A 21,120-nucleotide genomic window follows, 5' to 3' on the forward strand; every position below is an offset into this window, starting at 1 on the left:
TATAGTCAATTCAGGAGAATTGGATAGCAAGAACGATGGAGCGAAGCCTATAGATAATAGGAGAGTGATCGAAGACGACGTCACTAAATTCTCATCAATGAACTATATAAAACTTGTAAGATTTGTTAAAATAGGTAAGGAAAATGGCTGAACGCTTAAAGCATGATCAAATCTTTCGTAAAGCTATGGAAAATCCACTAGTAGCACATGAATTTTTTGATGCCCATTTACCTAAACATATTAAGGATTTAGTAGATTTCACTAGCCTAGAAATGGACAATACAACTTTTGTTGAACCAAATTTAAGAGATACTATCTCAGACGTGTTGTTTTATACTAAATTTGGTAAGCAAGATGGTTATCTGTACCTGCTCGTCGAGCATCAAAGCAGCCCTGATCATTTCATGGCTTTCCGTCTCTTCAAATATATGATGAATATTTGTGACAGATATTTAACTGAAAATCCTAAAACCAAAACTTTACCGTTAGTCTATCCGTTAATATTTTTAACGGCACAAGAAAATATAATGTGTCTCGTAATTTGTGGAGTTTATTTGACAATAGTAAATTAGTTAGGGATATTTGGGCAAATGATTATCAACTAGTAAATGTGCATGATATTGCTGATGAGGAACTGAAAAAAAGAGTGTGGTCAGGTATTCTTGAATTTTTTATGAAACATATAAAAAAACGTAATCTATTAAAGAAATGGCAGGAAATAGCCAATATTTTACCTGAATTTACCAAAGTGACTATCGGCTATAACTATATTGAAATGATTCTTTCTTACACTTTGACAAAAATAGATCAATCGGATAGAATAGAGTTAGAAAAATTATTAACAAGTAAGTTAAATTAGGAAACAGGTACAAAGCTTATGGGTAGTTTGGCACAACATTGGGAACAAATAGGTGAAGCTAGAGGTGAAGCTAGATTAGTAAAAACGATGATAAAAAGTGGTAGTTCTATTGAAGAAATCTCTAGAATGACAAAATTATCTATTACCAAAATTAGAGAGCTATTAAAAATAAATACTTAAAGCAGCTTCCTTAATTATGACGACCTGATTTTGAAATGACACTGGCTTGCTTTCATCAGCAACAAGCGGCTTAAATTAACTGACTTTAAAAATACAGTCTAGCTTGATTTAATTGACTCTCAAAATTTCTTGGCTCACATTAATTGATTCTATATTTTCATCGGCTCACTTTATTTAGCTCTATCAAGTTGAGATTAGGTAAAAAAGTTAGAGGTTATATTCTTTTATGAACATATTTGCCGGGGGCAAGTTCGATGGATTTTAAACTACCATAATCTATCGATTTTATTAACTCACCACTATTATCTTCTAACCAAGTAAGCCAGTAAGACCACCATGATCCTTGATGCTCGTCAGCATTAATAAACCATGATTCACTAGTAGAGGCTATGTCTTTATTAGTTTTATAATTATATTTAGACGTTGCAGGAGGATTAACCACACCTGCAACATGTCCAGAACTTGTAAGACAAAAGGTTTTGTTACCTTTTAATAGTTTTAATCCTTCATACACCGATCGCCACGGAGCTATATGATCGTCATTTGCAGCAAGGAAAAAAGAATTACAGTCAATCTTGCTCAAATCAACTGGCGTACCAAATAATGATAAGTTACTCGGTTCTTTCAATAAATTATTTAGATACATATTACGTAAGTAATAGCTATACATATTAGTTGGTAAATTCGTTGGATCAGCATTCCAATATAATAAGTCAAATGCTATTGGAGTTTGACCAAGCAGATAGTTATTAACAAAAAACGACCATACTAAATCATTAGCTCTTAGCAAACTAAAGCTATTCGACAAATAACGACCATCAAAATATCCTTTAGAATTCATTTCTTGTTCGATCATGGCAATCGATGACTCATTGACAAAAATACTTACTTCTCCAGGATTTTTAAAGTCTAAAAGGGCAGTAATAAAGCTGACACTATTAATATAATTTAAATTATTTGCCTTCAGATAAGCAATGGCAGTCGCAAGAAAAGTTCCACCAATACAATAACCAATAGCATTAATATGGTTATATCCAAACTGCATTATATATTCACAAGCTTCTAAAACTCCTTCTTTTACATAGTCCTCAAAACTTTTATCAGCTAGAGTTTCATCGGGATTAACCCAAGAAACCATATATACTTGAAAATTATGTTCGACAAGAAACGCTACCATTGAATTATGTTCAGATAGATCAAGTATATAGTATTTATTAATACAGGGTGGAATTATAAGTAATGGTATTGCCCGTGTTTTTTGCTTAGGTTCATAACATATTAACTGTATTAATTGATTCTGAAAAACAATTTTTCCTTTAGTAGTAGCTATATTTTTGCCAAGTAAAAAAGCATTATTATCGGTAGTTTTTATATTGAATATATCACTAGAATTTCTTATATCTGCAAGAAAGTTTTCTAAGCCTTGAACAAGATTTTGACCACCTGTTTCCAAAATTTTACTAAGAACTATCGGGTTGCCAAAAGCAAAATTTGAAGGAGAGAAGGCATTAATAAATTGATGCGTCATAAATGCCAAATGTTGTTTAAGGTCAGGTGCTAGTTCATATTGTTCGATATTATCCTGTAACCATTCTGAAGACATTAAATAGAATTGCTTAACAAAATCAAAATACGCATTATCCTGCCAAGCTAAATCCTTAAACCTTCTATCTTTACTATTTGGTGAAAAAAGAGGAGTGGTTGATTTCCCTACAAATTTCTCTACTGAATTTATGACAAGATTCTGAAATTTTTCAACGTACTGAATATTTAGCTGCCAAAATTTTTCAGGATTTTTTATAAATTGTTCACTTAAGCTTGATAATATAACTTTATTTTTATCCATATCAATAAGAGATGCAGGGATCATATTCCCCCTACCCTGCATAAGACAAAGTATTATCTCTTGGTATTTATCACTAACTTTTTTTATATTTTTGATTATTTCATCACTAGAAATATTATCCATTATACCCAATTCCAATTCTTCAAGTCATTTGAGTATATAATATATACTATAAATTTCTAACACTAAGTGTTTTAAGAAAAAATTATTGGCTTATAGCTAAACCGAAAAAATTTTAGCCAAAAACCGTCATTGCGAGGAGACCGTAGGTCGACGAAACAATTGTAAGTTAAAAGTATGATCTAGATTGCCACGCTCACGTACGTTCGCTCGCTAATAGACGGTTTAAGCCTTACAACAACACTTCACAATAACGGTTTTTTAACTTTCAACAGTTGTACCTGGATTGCCGCGTCGCCGCTTTTTCACGACTTCTCGCAATGACGATTTTTGGCTAAAACCTTTCCAGTTTAGCTATAGCAATATTTCAAGTGGATATACCAAGCATCTCCCAAATTTTATCAATCTTTTCCACAACTTCGCTAGTCATTTCTATTTTCTTACCCCAAACTCTATTAGTTTCTGGGGCTATTTTATTAGTTGCATCTATTCCCATTTTACTACCAAGGCTAGACACAGGTGAGGCAAAGTCAAGATAATCTATTGGTGAATTATCGATAAAAGTAGTATCCCTAGAAGGATCTACCCTAGTCGATATTGCCCAAACCACTTCCTTCCAGTCACGAATATCTATATCATCATCTACCACAATAATAAATTTTGTATACATGAATTGTCTTAAAAATGACCAAATCCCCATCATTATTCTTTTTGCATGACCTGCATAAGCCTTACGAATAGATACCACAGCAACTCTGTAAGAACAACCTTCAGGTGGCAACCAAAAATCAACAATCTCTGGAAATTGCTGTTGAATTATCGGAATAAACATTTCATTTAATGCTTCACCAAGTATAGATGGCTCATCTGGGGCTTTACCAGTATAAGTACTTAAATATATAGGTTGCTTTTTCATGGTAATAGTCTTAACATTAAATACTGGAAAACATTCAACATCATTATAATAACCTGTATGATCACCAAATGGTCCTTCTGGTAAATACTCCTCAAAACTTACATGCCCTTCAATAACAATTTCACTATGAGCTGGCACTTTCATATCTATACTGACGCAATTTACCAGTTCAATTGACTTACCTCTTAATAATCCAGCAAAATTATACTCAGACATATTATCGGGTAGCGGCATAACAGCAGCCATAGTTACAGCAGGGCTCGTCCCAATAACCACTGCAGCAGGAAAAGGATCAATCTTTGCTGATTGCCAACGCTTATGTTGTTGTGCTCCACCTCGCATTTTAAGCCAGCGCATAATAAGTTTGTTACGCTCTACTACTTGCATTCGGTATATACCAAGGTTAAAATTATCTATTTTTTCTAAGCTAGGCCCTTTTGTAACAACTATTGACCAAGTAAGTAGTGGTGAAATATCAAGAGGCCAGCAGGTTTGTATAGGCAATATATTAACATCAGGATCACTAATTATCACTTCTTGACAAGGAGCTTTTGACAACATCTTGGGTGACATGGCTAATATTCTTTTGGCGAGTGGCCACATAGCAAAGGTTTCTTTAAAGGAAGAAGGTAGTTCTGGTGTTTTAAGAAAAGCTAGCAATTCACCAAATTTCCTCAACTCTTCTGTATTTTTTAAACCAAGTCCTAAGGCAATCCGCCGCGTGCTGGCATATAAATTGGTTAAAACTGGCATATCAGACTTAGTCCCATCATCTCTAATAACATTTTCAAACAAAAGAGCCGGACCATCTTTTATTAAAACTCTTCTACTGATTTCTGTTATTTCAAGGTTGGATGATACGGGATAAGATATACGATTTAAGAGACCATTTTGCTCTAAAATTTTTAGGAATTGTGGTAAATCTTGAAAACTCATATAATTTTACGAAAATATAAATACAGGCTTAAAATAATAGCGATAATAATGTTAGCATAACAAGCAAAGATAAAATTTAAATCTTTAGAAGCAAGATTTTGTAATACAAAGTGCAAATATGTAATAATTATTGCAGAAAGTGCCGTAATTAAAATCTGCTTTAGACTAGATTTTTTATTATAAGGCTGTCTTAAAAAAACCGACAATGTTAGAAAAACAAGTACAAAATTATACATTGGCCAAATCAACCTTTGGTGTCCCTCAGCAACTAATTTAATCTTCCTCTGCTTCGATAGATTATTGCTGGGTTTTAATAATTCATGAATATAATATTCATTGATTTCTCGACTATACTCTTCCTTTACCAATCTTTTAGCATCATTACTGACTAATTCTACTGTTAGAACATCAAATGATAAATTAGTTAAATTACCATTATAGTCATATACCTGCCTAACCCCATCTTTTAGCTGAACAAACGAAGAGTTATTATATATTTTAAATATCCCCGATCTAGAAAATAAAATTGCATGATTATCATGTTTACGATTATCAAAAAGGATTAAATCTTTCATAGTACCATCAGCCAATCTTTTATCAAAATAAACTGTGATATCTTTAGAAATTGTATTAAATGTCTTCTCATCTAGTAGAGTGGATGCATAATTATTTTTCATGAAATTAAGATCTGATTTAAGCTTTGCATAAGATAACGGCAATAAACTAGTCGAAATATAATAAGCAAATAACGTAACTGTCAAGGCTACAATCAATGCTGGACTAGCTAGTTGTATATTACTTAATCCCAAATTTTGTAGAATAATTATCTGACGCCTCTCACTTAAAGCATTATAAGTATAAATAATAGTGATAATAGTTGCAAAAGGTAGCAAAATAAATAACAAAGATGGAATAACTAAAATAATTAAATTTAAGAAATCCTGAGCTTTTATTCCTTTATCAATTAAGTATAAAAACTTTAATATCTGAGTAATCCATACAAGGCTAGTGATCGAGAAAATAATTATCACCAAGGATGGTACAATATTTCTTATTATATAACGTTTATATATTAACATTCTGTAATCAATCTATTGTCTTTCAAATATAACTATTTGGCTATTTTATACTATTTATTATTTATTTGCAGCTGCTAATTGATATTTTCTTATAAAGATATACTTGAAATTGTCTTTTATAACTAATTTTCAAAATCAAAGTCTTTCCCTTGTTGAATATATTGCCTTATTCTTGACATTAATTCTTGGAAATACACCAAATTATGCCACGTCATAAGTACCGCCCCTAGAATCTCTTTTACCTTTACCAAATGATGTAAGTAAGCTTTATTATAATTTTTACATGCTGGGCATGAACAATCATATTCTAGCGGTTCATGATCGCTACTATACTTACTATTGCGAATATTTACTATACCATATTTAGTAAAAGCTTGACCATTCCGACCCGAGCGGGTTGGAATAACACAATCAAACATATCTATTCCCCTTGCAACCGCACCAATAATATCAGCTGGTTTACCAACCCCCATAAGATATCTTGGCTTATATTTAGGTAACAAATCCGGAGCATAGTCTAACACATTGAACATTAGTTCTTGTCCCTCACCTACTGCTAGACCTCCAATAGCATACCCTTCAAAATCTAATTCTACCAAATTCTGTGCTGACTGAACACGTAACTCCTGATATATACTCCCCTGTACAATACCAAATTGACCATAACCTTCTCTTTGAACGAAGGCTTTTCTTGACCTCTCTCCCCATCTAGATGTCAATTCCATAGATGATTTTGCTTGCTCAAATGTTGCAGGATATGGGGTACATTCATCAAACGCCATAGTAATAGTGCTATCAAGAAGATATTGTATCTCAGTTGCACGTTCGGGAGTTAACATATGCTTACTACCATCAATATGAGAGTTAAAAATTACACCTTCTTCGGTAATTTTACGTAATTTCGATAGGGACATGACCTGAAAACCACCTGAGTCAGTAAGTACAGGCTTTGACCAGTTCATAAATTTACGCAAGCCCCCAAGCTGAGCAATTCTTTCAGCAGTTGGTTGCAGCATTAAGTGATAAGTATTACCAAGTACTATATCAGCTCCGGTAGACTCCACTGCTTCGGGTAACATGGCTTTTACCGTACCTTTCGTACCGACTGGCATAAAAGCTGGGGTACGTATCTGACCGTGCCTAGTAGTAATAACACCAGTTCTTGCTTTTTTATGTTGAAATTTTAAGTCAAATGAAAATTTTTGCATTATTAATTTACCTTTTCAATACACATAGCTATCCCCATCCCTCCACCTATACAAAGTGTTGCTAGCCCTTTTTTCGCGTTAATTTTTTGCATTTGATGAATTAATGTTACTAAAATTCTTGCCCCACTTGCTCCTATTGGATGACCAAGAGCAATAGCCCCTCCGTTCATATTGACTTTATTAATATCCCAATTCATCTGTTGATTTACATAAATAGCTTGAGCGGCAAAAGCTTCATTAGCTTCTATTATGTCCAAATCTTCTACTTTCCAACCAGCTTTATCCAAAGCCTTCTTCGATGCTGGTATTGGACCTGTTCCCATAATATTTGGATCTACCCCTACTTCAGCATATGATACAATTCTCACAAGAGGTTTTAGATTATATCTCTTTAATGCTTCTTCAGATACTACCATTAAACAAGCTGCACCATCATTAATAGAAGAAGCATTACCAGCTGTTACAGTACCTTCTTTGTCAAAAGCTGGACGTAGTTTAGCTAGAACTTCTAATTTAATATCAGCTCTAATTCCCTCATCTTGATCAAACACTAATGTAGCTTTTTGCATCTTAACTTCTACTGGTAAGATCTCGTCTTTAAAACGACCTTCTGCTTGTGCTTCACGTGCTTTTTGGTGTGATTTTAGTGCAAATTCATCTTGCATTTCTCTAGTAATATTAAATCTTTTAGATATATTTTCGGCGGTAATTCCCATTAAATTATTAGAAAATACATCGGTCAAACCGTCATACTGCATCAAATCTACCATTTGTGTGCTACCTAACTTATGGCCAGCACGAATATACGATCCATGTAAACCCAAAGACATATTTTCTTGCCCGCCAGCTATCACAATCTCATTATCACCTGCAATAATGCTACTTGCCGCTAAACATACCGTTTTTAACCCAGATCCACATACTTTATTAACTGTGAAGCCTGTAACTTCTTTAGGTAATCCAGCTTGGATTAGAGCTTGCCTAGCAGGATTTTGTCCTACGCCACCAGTGATTACCTGCCCCATTATTACTTCATTAATAATGGCTGGATCTAGTTTACTATCTTTTAAAATTGATTCTATAATGATAGCTGCAAGTTTGGTTGCTGGAATTGATCCTAGGCTTCCTAGCAGAGATCCTACTGCTGTTCTTTTTGCATGAGTTATATAAACTGCCTTTTTACTCATCGAGTATACTCCTTAAATAAGGTATCTAAATTATTATTAATCAAATAGCTAATATGACCACTTGGTACTTCGAAGATCATAGATTCTCTAAATAATTTGTGTAAGGATAACATAGATGATTTTGGTACTATTTTGTCATTACTTGCAATTATTTGATATACTGGTTTATTTATTAATGTCGGATCAATGATGATATTATTGACTTTCCATTGAAGTTTTGCAAGCATATTATTGCCTACTACATCATCCATAATTTGTATATATGTATTTCTAGACAAAGCAGTTCCAGACATCAACCAATTTTCTACTCTAAAAGATAAATCTCTTATTTTTGGTACAGTTATGGTAAAAAATTTATCAAGTTTTGTACTGAAATAATTTGGCATTAATAGGAAAAAAAGAATCTGAATATGTAGTTTGGGAATCATTGGCAAATTTCGTACATAATAATCTAGACCAAGATATTGATATATATTCCTTGCTGTAGCAAAATGGGAGAAATCCCAAGGAGTTGAAAGTAATGTTAATGTTCTTATCATGTTTGGTACTATTACAGTGGCTGCCATTCCTATAATACCACCGATGCAGTGTCCCACTAAGTCTATTTGATAATTTTTTTGTCTTAAATTGCTAATAATTTTGCTAATAATTTCAACTACCCTCTTTACGTAGTCTTCTAACAAATAATCAGCTTCATCAACTTCAAACCAATCAACTAGAAACACCTCACCACAATGTCTTAAGTTACCAACAAAGCTTTTTGATTTAGCTAAGAAAAGAATTTCCGGGGAGTTAAAGATCGAAGGAATAACTAAAAATATTCTTTTATTACTAATAATGCAATCTTGCGATGCCAGTGTTTTATAATATAAAATTTGATAATATTTTGTTTTAGTTATTTTTTTACCCAAGGAACAATACTTATTACCCAATAAATATTTTGATGAATAATCACTATATTGATCAAAATATTTTTGATATTTGTCATTGTCCAACATATTTTTTTATACACTAATAATTACTAGGAAGAACCAATTTAAAGACCAATATTAAATATCTTGACATAGGGAGGCTAATAATATATAAGTTCCTAACTTTCTTTGGTTTTCATAATAGCCTTAAGCCATTATAGAGAAATTCTTGAACATGTCCTCAAGTTTTTTTTTTGTCTTAGGGAATCCTTATTATGACTAATATACAGTCAAACTTATTTAAAAGCAAATTCAGAACTATATTTTGGCCTATCCATAATCATGAACTTGGAAAATTCATACCTATGTGCGGTCTGATGTTTTGTGTCCTATTCAATCAAAACATATTAAGAATTTTAAAAGATAGTATTTTAATTTCAGAGATTAGTGCTGAAGTAGTAAGTTTTACTAAAGTTTATTGTGTAACACCTGCAGCAACTTTATTCGTTATAATCTATGCTAAGATGCTTAATCATTTTAGTTTTGAAAAGATTTTTTGCTATTTAATCACTTTCTTTGTTGGATTCTTCATTCTTTTTGCTTTCATTATTTATCCAAATGTCGATATTTTCCATATTAATCCAAATTCGCTAGAACAAGTTATGGGGGCTTATCCTCATCTTAAATGGTATATAGCTTTAATTGGTAATTGGAGTTATATGGTTTTCTATACATTATCTGAACTTTGGCCAAATATCTTTTATGTTTTACTTTTTTGGCAGTTTGCTAATGAACTTACTACAACAGAAGAAGCAAAAAGGTTTTACACGCTTTTTTCATTATTTGGCAATTCTTCTTTAATATTTGTGGGCTTTTTGATGATGAACTTATCATCTGAGAACAGTATTGCTAAATATTTCTTAACCGTATCGGACAACAAAACTACACTTATAAAAATATCAACAAGTCTCGTGGTAGTTTCTGCTGTTATATCATGTTTACTTGTAAAATTTATTACTAAAAATGTTTTTACAAATCCAACATTTTATGCAAATGCTAAAAGTGGTAGATCCACTAAAGAAGGAATGGGTTTAATTGAAAGTTTTAAATATATAACAAGATCAAAATATTTATGGTTAATGCTAATTTGCTCTGCTGCCTTTGGTTTATCAATGAATTTGGTAGAAGCAGTATGGAAAGCAAAAATTAAGGAACTATACCCCACTGTTAATAGTTATGCAGAATTCAATAGTCTTTACATTCTTTGGACTGGAGTTGCTATTATGGTAATGACTATAATAGGCAATAATATAATGCGTAGCCATGGCTGGTTTGTTGCTGCAGTAATTCCACCAATTGTCATGATGATTACTGGTATATTGTTTTTTATCTTAATCGTATTTGACCACCAAGTATTATCGATATTTGATAGTAGCATTCTCATGACACCCTTAGCTCTTGCGGTGTCAATTGGTGCTTTACAAAACATTCTAGTGAAAGGTAGTAAATATTCAATTTGGGATACCTCAAGAGAAATGTTATATATTCCTCTTGACCAAGAGCTAAAGACAAAAGGTAAGGCAGCTGTAGACGTCATTAGCTCGAAGGTTGGTAAATCTTCGAGCGGTTTAATACAGTCAATTATTTTCACATTAATACCAACAGCCACTTTTAGCTCTATATCACCATTTTTAATGGTGGTATTTACCATTGTTTGTATTATATGGATTCACTCGGTAAGAAAAATATACTTTGAATATAAGAAAATTGCCTAGCCCACTCACTATGCATACTCAGGTAGAACTTCAAGAATTGGCGTTCCCGCGACCAAAGATCGAAGCTGCTCCGTTACTCATGTACGCCTAGCAGCTCGACTTTGCTACTGCCTAGCTCTTCTTGAAGTATACTATAGTCTACCAACTCTTCATTTACGAGCAGTACACTATTGTTCGCTTATCGAATTCGCGTATAATGTATTGACATAGTATGTACTATTTATTATTATATTAAATAAAATATATGAAACTATGAGCTACAAATTAGATAAATATGAGCAGGAGATAGAGATTAATTTTGAAAAACAACCTAGTATTAAAAATCAAAATGATATTAAACTATTTCAAAATGCAGCTAAAACACACCTAAAGAGAAAGTATCCTATTACTATAAGAGTAGCTGAGCAGGATATTGAAGCTATAAAAATTAAGGCTTCAAAACTTGGGTTAGCATATCAAACATATATTAATATGTTAATTCATAAAGAAGCCACAAAATTGTAGTTATTAGGTAGTTTAAGTTGATTAAATTCAGATATAATTATGAAAAGAATTCAAAATTGTTGCTTGAAAGGGGAATAGGTTTTGAAGAAATAATTCAAGCTATAGCAGATGGGAATCTATTAGATATAACTAAACATCATAATCAAGAACAATATCCTGATCAGCAAATTCTATTATGTAAGGATACTAACTGAAATATATGCTGTACCTTATATAAAAGAAGATGATAACACTATTTTCCTGAAAACACTATTTCCAAGTAGAAAAGCAAGAAAGAAATTTTTAGGTTAAGGGTTATAGGTAAAATTATATTCAGACAAAATTAAATACTAATTTAAAAAAAACTAATTAACCTCATTAGTTTGATGTAAGACATCGGTTTAATAGCCTAGGTGTCATCAACCACAACTGTCGAAAGTTAAAATCGTCATCGCGATGAGCTTTGTAAGCCCTAAACCGTCATCGCGAGGCGTCGACAGACGCCGTGGCGATCTAGGTAAACAGCGAAGCTGTTTTTTAGAGTAACGCTTCGCGTATTCTAGATTGCCGCGTCGCTGTGCTTTGCACAGCTCCTCGCAATGACTCCTATGCACGATGACGATTTTTTAACTTTCAACAATTGCGGGGTTTATTGATAAAAATACGTTGCAACTTATACATTAATTTATTAACTAGAAATAAATTATAATATTTATTTCTATATACTCTAGCACAAAAAAATAATTGAAATTAATCACTTTTCTACTTAGTGGAAGATAATTTTAGAATATAATATTTAAAGACTTAAAGAATTACTTTATTAATTAGTGGGTTTTTTATATACTTCCATTATTCAGATTATTACGCTTACAAAAAGAATATATAAAATTAGCCTCTCAAAAATAGGAATTTATGCTCAATAACATTAACTTTATAAGTAAAGAATTATCAAATAATCAAGCAACTGTAGTTTTTATTAACGAACAACTGAAATTAGACAATGAGTTATTGCTACTTGACCAACAACATCATGGTTTAATTTCTAAAACTATTCAGAATAAATTAGTATTTGCTGGAAAATTTGGACAAATTAAAATTGTTAATTCTATCGGTAAGGATGGAGAGATAAGATATTTAATTATAGTTGGTATTGGTGATGAAACAAAACTAAAGCCCTCTTGTATTGAGGAGATCGGGGGAAAAATTTTATCCAGTAGTACTTGCTGTAAAATTAGAACTATTGGTATAAAAATCTCTCATCATATTGGACAATATGAGCCAGCTGTTGTGGCGATGCTTATAGCTAGCGGCTGTTTGCTTACTTCATATAAATTTGATAAATACAAAACTAAACAAAGCGAAATAGAAAAATTCGTCGTAGAATCTCTTGAAATTTCTACAAACAACAACTCTAAGGCAGAAGAATTATTTAATGATAAGAGATTATTAGCCAAAGCGGTATTTTTTGCTAGAGATATAATTAATGAACCAGCCAATATCAAAACTCCTTTATCTTACTCGGAAAAGATATTAGAGCATCTTGAACCATTAGGAGTTGAAATTACCATTATCGGTGAAAGAGAAATGAAAAACCTTGGTATGGGGGCTTTGCTTGGTGTTGGACAAGGTTCACAGAATGAATCTAAACTGGTAGTAATGCAATATAATGGTTTGGATGATGATACGCCTCCCGTGGCTTTTGTTGGTAAAGGAGTTACTTTTGATAGTGGTGGTATTTCACTTAAACCAGCAGCAAATATGGGAGACATGAAATATGATATGGCTGGCTCAGCAGCAGTAGTTGGAGCAATCATGGCTTTGGCTAGCCGCACAGCAAAAGTTAACGTTGTTGGCGTAGTCGGTCTTGTAGAAAACATGCCTTCAGGTAACGCTCAAAGACCAGGAGATGTGGTAACCACTATGTCCAAACAAACAGTAGTGGTGGATAATACTGATGCAGAAGGCAGGTTAGTCTTGGCTGATGCAATTTGGTATACTCAAGAAAAGTTCAAACCTCAATGTGTAATTGATCTTGCTACCCTTACCGGAGCTATTGTTGTAGCTCTTGGCAAAACTTACGGTGGATGCTTTTCCAATAATGATGAGCTAGCTGATAAACTAATAGAGGTTGGTAATAAAGTTAATGAGAAATTATGGCGTATGCCTCTACATAAAGATTTTGATGAAATGATTAAATCTGACATTGCCGATCTTGCAAATATTGGTAACGTCCCTGGAGCAGCTGGCAGCTCTACAGCAGCTCAGTTCATCGGACATTTTATTAAGGAAAATGTAGCTTGGGCTCATCTTGATATTGCTGGTGTTGCCTATAATAAAACAGGTAATCCTCTTGGCCCTAGAGGAGCAGTAGGTTACGGCGTAAGGCTTCTTAACCAATTTATCCAAGACAGTTATGAAAAATAATCAACCAAATCGCATATTTGTAGTTGGTAATGAAAAAGGTGGAGCTGGTAAAACTACCTGCTCCATGCATCTTATTACTGCCTTACTTTATAATGGTCATACGGTAGCTAGTATTGATACTGATGCACGTCAGGGTTCTTTAACAAATTATTTAAAGAATAGGGCTGACTATAATCTAAAAAATCCGGATAAAACGGTTGCTATTCCTCAGCATGTTCATTTAACTGAAAGTCAAGAACAAGTCATTAACCTTAAAGAAAAGGACGAAAAAACTAGGTTTGAACAAATATTTGAACAGGCAAAAAAAGCAGATTATGTAGTAATCGATACACCAGGAAGCTACTCCTTTTTATCAAGACTAGCTCACTCTTATGCTGATACTATAATTACACCAATTAATGATAGTTTCCTTGATTTTGATGTACTAGGTAAAGTTAATGCTAACAATTTGTCAATTATTACTCCGTCAATCTATAGCCAAATGGTTTGGGAACAAAAAATGCAGAAGGCTAACCGTAATGGCGAAACAATTAATTGGATTGTAATGCGTAATAGATTAAGCAACTTGGATGCAGTAAACAAAAGGAATGTTGCTACTTCTCTTGAACAATTAGCAAAAAGAATTAGCTTTAAAATTGCCCCAGGCTTTAGTGAAAGAGTAATTTTTCGGGAATTATTTTTACAAGGGTTAACATTACTCGACTTAACAACAGCTAATCATGGCAAAACACTTAGTATATCTCACGTAGCTGCTCGACAAGAATTACGAAATTTTTTAAACTTTCTTGAAATTATTTGAGTGTATAATCAATATAACCATTAGTTCGATATCAAAATAAATATTTTTATATCGAACTAACGGTAAAAAAAATCCAAGAGGATAATATGGCAGTACCATTGATATCACAATTTATCGGCTGGAAATACTTGGCAAAGAAATCACTTGGAGCTAATGATGGTGGAGAATTAGGAGGCATATACAAAAGTTCCGATGACCTTCTATCCATGATTAAAAGCGAAGGGGATTCTCGAAAAAATATATCAGAGTTTTTGGGCTCGCAAATTTTTCAAGCAACAAATCCAAATCATGGAGCTAAAGTCTCTCTCACTGTACCTGATCATCTTACCGAAAAAGTACATCAGGAAGGAGGCCTTCAAAGTGATGGCTCTGAGGTATATGTACGGTCTGAATTTTTTAAGAATTATAGTGGTGACATGTATGTAGATATGGATGAACACATGTCTACGAAAACTAAACCAAGTGGTTGGCTTCGAAAAGATGGGGGAAGACCGATTTTCATGGGAACAAGAGAATTATTATCTAATACTTTAAGCAAAGCTTTTGAAGAACTTCATTATAGTTCTTTTGATAAAATAGCTCCAACTAGCTTATTAATAGGTGACTTTGATATTCATACAGGTAACATAGGAGTTATAAGAGACCCAGAAGATTCTACCATTCCTCCCAAACTAGTTCGTATAGATTTTGCTGGAAGTCTTGACAAATTAGAGGATAACATACATCCATATTCTTGGTCTAGACATCTACCATTACTAGGCCCAACTAACCATTTTAGGGAATTCCCAAGTAAATTAAGTCATAATGATTCATTTGTAAAAGGTTTACTTGATACTGCACAAGTCGATTTAAATAAGACTATCGATGACAGTTTTGCAGAATTATCAAAATATTATAGTGACAAAGCACTAGCAAATTGGGCAAAAATGGCAATGAGTCAAAAATTTAAGAATATCCCCCTAGAAAACATAAAGGTTGCCGATATTAAAGATGCCTTTAAGGAAACTATGCAAAAAAGACAACAATCATTAAAAGAGTATGGATTGCAAATTAAATTGGGTCTTTTAGTAACAAAAGGAAAAATTAACACACCAAAATTACGAGAATTAGTCCAAGAACATCCCGATTATTTTAACAATATAATCAACCAAACCAAAAAATTAAAATTAAGAAAAGAAACTAAAATAGAGTATATTTTAGGCTATAAAGCCCGAGAAATATTATTAATTAAAGAAATAGCAAAAATATTACAAGAAGAAAAACAGCTACTGACCAAAAAAATAAGTGATCTCGAACCATCTATGCAAAGTTCTAGAAAAGCACTAGACGTTATGCATACTAGCAAAACAACAACCACTAATGTTCAATCCTCAACCTCCAAAGTGGATTCTATAACATTAGCCTTTAGACAAGAAATTATTGCCAAACAACAGGCAATATTACAAAAAGTCCTTGCTGAAGCAAATATTAAGACAGATAAAGGAGTTGCAGTTGCAGGGCTTGCTACTAATTCTCAGGAGTTTAAAGAATTTGTAGAAAATAACAACGAATTAATAAAAAAGGCTTGGGCTGCCCCTAGTGTAAAAGCAAATATAGCACAAGCCATGCATGATGAAGTACAAAATTACGCTAAAGTCCTGCAGGCTAATCATTTTGAACCTTTAACTTGGAACGAACAAGAAACAGTAACAAACACAACCTCTACTAGGTCAAGGGTTATTAAAGTCAAAGATGAAGAATTATTTAAATTAATAGAAAATAATATAAAGACCTCTACGAAAGTAATGTTAGAAGATGGCGTAACAGAGAGAGAGATTAGTAATTATCGAAATATTAATCTACCATTAACAATCAAGCCATCTAATACAACTGTCCATCTTTCGTTTCCGGTACAAAACGAGAAAGGTGAAAATATTGCAAGCTCGAAAGCACTTTATTTTACTACTCACTATAACGAGCAAGGAAAACTAGTGGAAATAACCAACCCATTATCACTAAAGTTTGCTGGGGATGGTAAAGATGCTATAGGATACATACAAAGAGGGAATAATATCTACACTATCCCTGTAACCAAATGTCAATATGAAGCAATGGTACAAGAAGTAGCAAAAAATAAAGAATATAATATCAATATGTCACAAGCTATTATTCTCCCTGAGGCAAGCGACTCTATAGGTGAATTAACGCAGATTCAGAGTAGCTTAAAACGTCATGTGAACAACACTCCACCTGAAACAGAAACAGTAGTATCAAAAACACAAAAGACATTATCCCGACACCAACAACGTGATAGAACTCATGGTTACATTTAATACTTCATTTTTGCTTTTAGTAATGAACTGATTTTTAGTAGCAGAAGTAGAGAAGGAATTGTGATTATAATAATAAATGTAAAAAAGCTTTTCCATCCGAATTGTACGACAATATATCCTGAAAGAGCTGGAAAAATCGATCTTGAAAATCCCATCATAGAAGAGAAAAATGAATATTGAGTGGCACGAAATTTGCCTGTGCATATTGAAGCTATAAAAGCAATGTAAGCTGTCATAGCCATCCCACAAGTTATACCTTCACAGGCTGCGGTAATAAAGAATAATGGTAAATTCTTGCCATAAATCTCATGCACAATTAATAAGGTGTGTGCAATTGCATGAATTACGCCAAATATCAGCAGGCTATCTAAGATATTCTTTTTTTTCATCACTAAGCTGGCTATTAGTCCGCCAATTATTGTAGATATTATACCAAAAAATTTCCCTGCACTAGCTATTTCAAATTCGTTATAACCAAGATGTATTAAGAAGGGGTTCATCATCATAGTAATAAAATCATCTGGTAATCTATATAAAATAAGGAAAATTATTATTAAAAAGACTAAGGAGAAAGACCCTACAGGTCTTAAGATATTTTGTACAAAGTTTGAAATATTTATTTTATGATTTGGATAAGTTTTTGAGGCTAAGTCGTGTTTTAACCGCAAGATGCTCACAACTAAAATAGCAGAACAAACAAGTACAGAAATGGCAAAAATTTTATATATATTATTCCATCCTAAATAGCTTGATAGATAGATAGCTCCGGAACTTGAAATTAGCATACCGATACGCCAACCAAAAATATAAATTCCAGAAGCTGCTCCTTGAGATTCTTTTGCAATAATTTCGGTTCTGAAAGCCCCTAGTATACTATCTTTAGCTGAACTTAAAAATGATATTATCAAACCTACTAATGCAAACAATATTAGACTGTGGTGAGGATTCATGGTACTTAAAAGAAAAATAGCAAATGCCAACAAAATCTGGATCAGACAAATCCAAGATAATCTGTGACCAAGTAGTTTACTTAACCAACCTAACTGTATCGTATCAAAAATAGGAGCCCATAAAAAACTGATAGAATAAGGTATTGAGATAATAGCAAACATACCAATAGATTGTAAGTCAATATTTTCTTTGGCAAGCCAATAGTTTAAGGTATTACATGTAATCATTAAGGTAAATCCGCTAGTTAGACCAAACAACCAAATAACGAATAATTTTAAAGGAGTTAACATAAAATTAATATTGGAAAAAAGTTAGAATATAGTAATAATTTTTTTTATACAAGCTAGATTTCTCTACATCTATGCTAAGGCAGTTTAAAAATCACACTTTAAGGTTGAAAATCATGTAAACACAACTGCAGATGTCATTGCGAGAAGGCTTCCTAAAGCCGACGAAGCAATCCATAACATGGTTTGTTTATAGATTATTTTTCTAGATTGCTTCGCTATGCTCGCAATGACGTTTGTGATGTTGAATTTATACTTACTCAAGAATTATTTGAGTTTTTTACAATTTTAGGATGCGACTTTTAAATTACCCTAAAGAAGTTTTTAGGTTGACTGAATTGATAAAAAATATTATTATTACTTTTTTAAACTTAAGCTAGCGAAAGTTTTAAGGTTGATTTATCACTTTTTAGGTTTTTGCAAGTAATACCAAGGATAGTTTTATATGAAAGTTGTAAGCTCGTTAAAATCTTTAAAGAAAAGAGATAAAGATTGTCAGGTTGTAAAAAGAAAAGGTAAAATCCTTGTAATAAACAAGAAAATAAAAAGATTTAAAGCTAAGCAAGGCTAAACATAGTACCCTACATTTTTTGTGTAATCGTCATCGCGATGCACCTATAGACACCACAATCGTCATTGCGAGGAGCTGCAACAGCAGCGACGTGGCAATCTTTATGCAGTATTACGCCTCACTTTTCACTAGGTTATACAAAAAATGTAGGGTACTATAGTATTAACTACGAACGATGATATTAACGTCCAAGATGTTGAGTTGTTTTCTTTGTATCTTCTATTCTTTGTACAAATTTGGCAGTTGCAGTAGGAGTTTTCTTTTGTGTTTTTTCCTTAACTTCTTTAGTATTAAGTGTAATAGGTTTGCTGTCTACATGTTCTGAAAGGCCGTATTGTCCAACATTCTTGCCAGTTAATACATAAGTCACATAATCTATCATATGTTTTACAAAATTGCTAAGCCCCCCTATAGAATGAGCTTCTAATTGAAACCATGTTTTTCCGTCTTTCGTTTTTCCAACTAGAAATTCCCTAAATATTTCTCCAGCTTGTACTGATGCATCTGACTCAGCTTTGTTACCTCTATGATGTGAAGAGATTCGTTCTCTAACTAATCCCAAATCTTTTAAGGTATCATACATATCTCCATTGTCTTCAACCATTACATGAGCTCCTTTTAGAAAATCACCCGCATGCTGCAATACAACTTTTTCCATTATATCTATTATTACACCAGCTTTTTCAAGGCTACCCTTTGGATCTATAGAATCTTCAGGTGTTTTGATTATATTATCTATAAGTTTTTCTTTACTGTCTGCTGGATCTATATCAAGACCCAAAACACGATCAACTAAAAGACTTGTTAAATCTTCAATACTTAATTCTGAATATGCAGTAAATATAGTCATAAACATTCCATGTAAAAATATTAAATTGAGCTATTTAATAATATTTGGTTTTGTAACTTGAATAGATCAGAGGCGGCAGACCTCGCCAATTTTAGCATATCATAAAATTGCTCTTCGGAAAAGGGGTTTTTTTCTGCTGTGCTTTGAATTTCTATTATATTTCCATTGCCTGAGAAAACAAAATTGGCATCTACTTCCGCGTTACTATCCTCTAAATAATCAAGATCAACTATGGGCTGCCCTTTATATATACCGCATGAAATAGCGGCTACTTGGCTAATTAAAGGATTAGTTTTAAGTATTTTTCTAGCAATTAACGATCTAATCGCTAAATGAAGTGCAATATAGCTACCAGTAATTGCCGCTGTTCTAGTTCCACCATCGGCATTAATTACATCACAATCAATGATAATTTGTTTTTCTCCTAAGGCTTTTAGATCAATTGCGGCATGCATCGATCTACCAATTAATCTTTGAATTTCTTGCGTCCTACCTGACTGCTTTCCTTGCGTCGATTCACGCTTTATACGCTGGTGGGTTGAACTTGGTAACATACCATATTCGGCAGTTATCCAGCCCTGATTTTGCCCGCGTAAAAATGGCGGTAAACTTGCCTCATAGGTTGCACTACATATTACATGGGTATTGCCACACTTAATAAGGCACGAACCACCAGCATTAAGTAAAACTGATGGTTCAATTGAAATATTGCGTAATTGATTATTCTTTCTATTAAAAGCTCTCATGGATTATTACTTAATTAAAATTGACTTGAAAATACAAAGATTTACACTATATGTTAAGAAAATAGATTTTTGCAAGAAAAAAGGCTGTAAATATGGAAAAACAACAGGAGAAGAATAATGATAACCAAGAAATTAAAGTTGATAATGATGCTCAGCTAGTAAATGAAATAGAGGAAGATACTACAGATACCCTGATTTTGCAAAATAGTTTGCAAGAGATTGCTAGCTTGAAAAGTCAAATTGAAATTTTACAGGATAAACTGTTAAGGACAATAGCTGAATCTGACAATACTAGGAAACGTTTAGAAAAATTAATTGAAGAAGCAAAAGACTATGCAATTTTCTCTTTTGCTAAAGATCTGCTCAGTGTTAATGATAATCTTTCTAGAGCTTTGGAGCATAAACCACAAAATACGGAAGGTGATCTAGCTAGTATTATTACCGGGGTAGAAATGACTAAAAATGAGTTGACTAGCATACTAAAAAAGCACGGTTTAGAATCAATAGAACCATTATTAGGAGAAAAGTTTGATTACAATATACATCATGCGATTTCACAAGTAGTATCAGATGAATATGATCAAGATAGTATTATAGGTATTATGCAATCAGGCTACAAGATAAAAGATAGGTTAATTAGACCTGCTATAGTGCAAGTATCGAAAAAAACATGAATAAAG

17 protein-coding genes and 2 pseudogenes are annotated in these 21,120 nt (G+C 32.8%); 10 read left to right on the forward strand and 9 right to left on the reverse strand.

Annotated features, from left to right (window positions below; genetic code table 11):
* Positions 1-19 precede the first annotated feature (19 nt).
* Positions 20-151, forward strand: coding sequence for a hypothetical protein (locus AAGD53_RS04990; protein ID WP_341762425.1), 132 nt, complete (start codon positions 20-22; stop codon positions 149-151).
* Positions 144-1,039 (forward strand): annotated as a pseudogene (locus tag AAGD53_RS04995) (Rpn family recombination-promoting nuclease/putative transposase). Before AAGD53_RS04990 ends, AAGD53_RS04995 begins: the two are co-directional and overlap by 8 nt.
* A gap of 214 nt (positions 1,040-1,253) precedes the next feature.
* Here the strand turns inward: AAGD53_RS04995 and AAGD53_RS05005 are convergent.
* The 6 genes from AAGD53_RS05005 to AAGD53_RS05030 form a co-directional block, all read right to left on the reverse strand.
* Positions 1,254-3,008 (reverse strand): PHA/PHB synthase family protein, encoded by a 1,755-nt coding sequence (locus tag AAGD53_RS05005; protein WP_341760814.1) that lies wholly within the window; start codon positions 3,006-3,008, stop codon positions 1,254-1,256.
* 364 nt (positions 3,009-3,372) lie between these two features.
* Entirely contained in the window at positions 3,373-4,857 is a 1,485-nt protein-coding gene (locus AAGD53_RS05010; RefSeq protein ID WP_341762427.1) for a UbiD family decarboxylase, read from the reverse strand.
* Positions 4,854-5,936 carry an LptF/LptG family permease gene (locus tag AAGD53_RS05015; RefSeq protein WP_341760812.1) on the reverse strand — a complete coding sequence of 361 codons (1,083 nt, stop codon included), beginning with the start codon at positions 5,934-5,936 and terminating at the stop codon, positions 4,854-4,856. Before AAGD53_RS05015 ends, AAGD53_RS05010 begins: the two co-directional genes overlap by 4 nt.
* A gap of 122 nt (positions 5,937-6,058) precedes the next feature.
* Positions 6,059-7,144, reverse strand: coding sequence for a tRNA guanosine(34) transglycosylase Tgt (gene tgt / locus AAGD53_RS05020; RefSeq protein WP_341762428.1), 1,086 nt, complete (start codon positions 7,142-7,144; stop codon positions 6,059-6,061).
* 2 nt (positions 7,145-7,146) lie between these two features.
* Positions 7,147-8,331, reverse strand: coding sequence for an acetyl-CoA C-acetyltransferase (locus AAGD53_RS05025; protein WP_341762429.1), 1,185 nt, complete (start codon positions 8,329-8,331; stop codon positions 7,147-7,149).
* A complete protein-coding gene (locus AAGD53_RS05030) occupies positions 8,328-9,329 on the reverse strand; it encodes an alpha/beta fold hydrolase (RefSeq protein ID WP_341762430.1) in 1,002 nt (333 codons plus the stop codon). Before AAGD53_RS05030 ends, AAGD53_RS05025 begins: the two co-directional genes overlap by 4 nt.
* Before the next feature lie 188 nt (positions 9,330-9,517).
* On the opposite strand from AAGD53_RS05030, the gene AAGD53_RS05035 reads away from it, so the two are divergent.
* The 6 genes and pseudogenes from AAGD53_RS05035 to AAGD53_RS05060 all read left to right on the forward strand — a co-directional run bounded on the left by AAGD53_RS05035 (position 9,518) and on the right by AAGD53_RS05060 (position 17,035).
* Complete coding sequence (locus AAGD53_RS05035) at positions 9,518-11,017, forward strand: Npt1/Npt2 family nucleotide transporter (protein ID WP_341762431.1); 1,500 nt, start codon at positions 9,518-9,520, stop codon at positions 11,015-11,017.
* Positions 11,018-11,269: 252 nt separating this feature from the next.
* Positions 11,270-11,521: a CopG family antitoxin gene (locus AAGD53_RS05040; protein WP_341760806.1), complete on the forward strand. Its 252-nt coding sequence runs from the start codon at positions 11,270-11,272 to the stop codon at positions 11,519-11,521.
* Positions 11,522-11,538: 17 nt separating this feature from the next.
* A pseudogene (locus AAGD53_RS05045) lies at positions 11,539-11,812 on the forward strand (hypothetical protein).
* 600 nt (positions 11,813-12,412) lie between these two features.
* On the forward strand, positions 12,413-13,924 hold the full coding sequence (locus tag AAGD53_RS05050; RefSeq protein WP_341762432.1) for a leucyl aminopeptidase: 1,512 nt from the start codon (positions 12,413-12,415) through the stop codon (positions 13,922-13,924).
* Positions 13,914-14,723, forward strand: a complete 810-nt coding sequence (locus AAGD53_RS05055; RefSeq protein WP_341762433.1) for a division plane positioning ATPase MipZ — start codon at positions 13,914-13,916, stop codon at positions 14,721-14,723. Before AAGD53_RS05050 ends, AAGD53_RS05055 begins: the two co-directional genes overlap by 11 nt.
* A gap of 86 nt (positions 14,724-14,809) precedes the next feature.
* Positions 14,810-17,035 carry a Sca4 family protein gene (locus tag AAGD53_RS05060; RefSeq protein WP_341762434.1) on the forward strand — a complete coding sequence of 742 codons (2,226 nt, stop codon included), beginning with the start codon at positions 14,810-14,812 and terminating at the stop codon, positions 17,033-17,035.
* Here the strand turns inward: AAGD53_RS05060 and AAGD53_RS05065 are convergent.
* Complete coding sequence (locus AAGD53_RS05065) at positions 17,032-18,276, reverse strand: AmpG family muropeptide MFS transporter (RefSeq protein ID WP_341762435.1); 1,245 nt, start codon at positions 18,274-18,276, stop codon at positions 17,032-17,034. The two genes, AAGD53_RS05060 and AAGD53_RS05065, sit on opposite strands and share 4 nt — an antisense overlap.
* Positions 18,277-18,718: 442 nt before the next feature.
* Here AAGD53_RS05065 and ykgO point away from each other — a divergent pair, with 442 nt between their 5' ends.
* Positions 18,719-18,844 carry a type B 50S ribosomal protein L36 gene (gene ykgO / locus AAGD53_RS05070; protein WP_094648811.1) on the forward strand — a complete coding sequence of 42 codons (126 nt, stop codon included), beginning with the start codon at positions 18,719-18,721 and terminating at the stop codon, positions 18,842-18,844.
* A gap of 181 nt (positions 18,845-19,025) precedes the next feature.
* Here ykgO and AAGD53_RS05075 read toward each other — a convergent pair whose 3' ends face one another.
* Both AAGD53_RS05075 and rph read right to left on the reverse strand, forming a co-directional pair.
* The gene (locus AAGD53_RS05075; protein WP_341762436.1) at positions 19,026-19,694 is read right to left on the reverse strand and encodes a hypothetical protein; all 669 of its coding nucleotides are present in this window, start codon (positions 19,692-19,694) and stop codon (positions 19,026-19,028) included.
* A gap of 20 nt (positions 19,695-19,714) precedes the next feature.
* Positions 19,715-20,440: a ribonuclease PH gene (gene rph / locus AAGD53_RS05080; protein WP_341762437.1), complete on the reverse strand. Its 726-nt coding sequence runs from the start codon at positions 20,438-20,440 to the stop codon at positions 19,715-19,717.
* A 92-nt stretch (positions 20,441-20,532) separates the two neighbouring features.
* On the opposite strand from rph, the gene grpE reads away from it, so the two are divergent.
* A complete protein-coding gene (gene grpE / locus AAGD53_RS05085) occupies positions 20,533-21,114 on the forward strand; it encodes a nucleotide exchange factor GrpE (RefSeq protein WP_341762438.1) in 582 nt (193 codons plus the stop codon).
* Positions 21,115-21,120 lie beyond the last annotated feature (6 nt).

The organism is Candidatus Tisiphia endosymbiont of Melanophora roralis, assembly GCF_964026575.1.
In the GTDB taxonomy this organism is placed as follows: domain Bacteria; phylum Pseudomonadota; class Alphaproteobacteria; order Rickettsiales; family Rickettsiaceae; genus Tisiphia.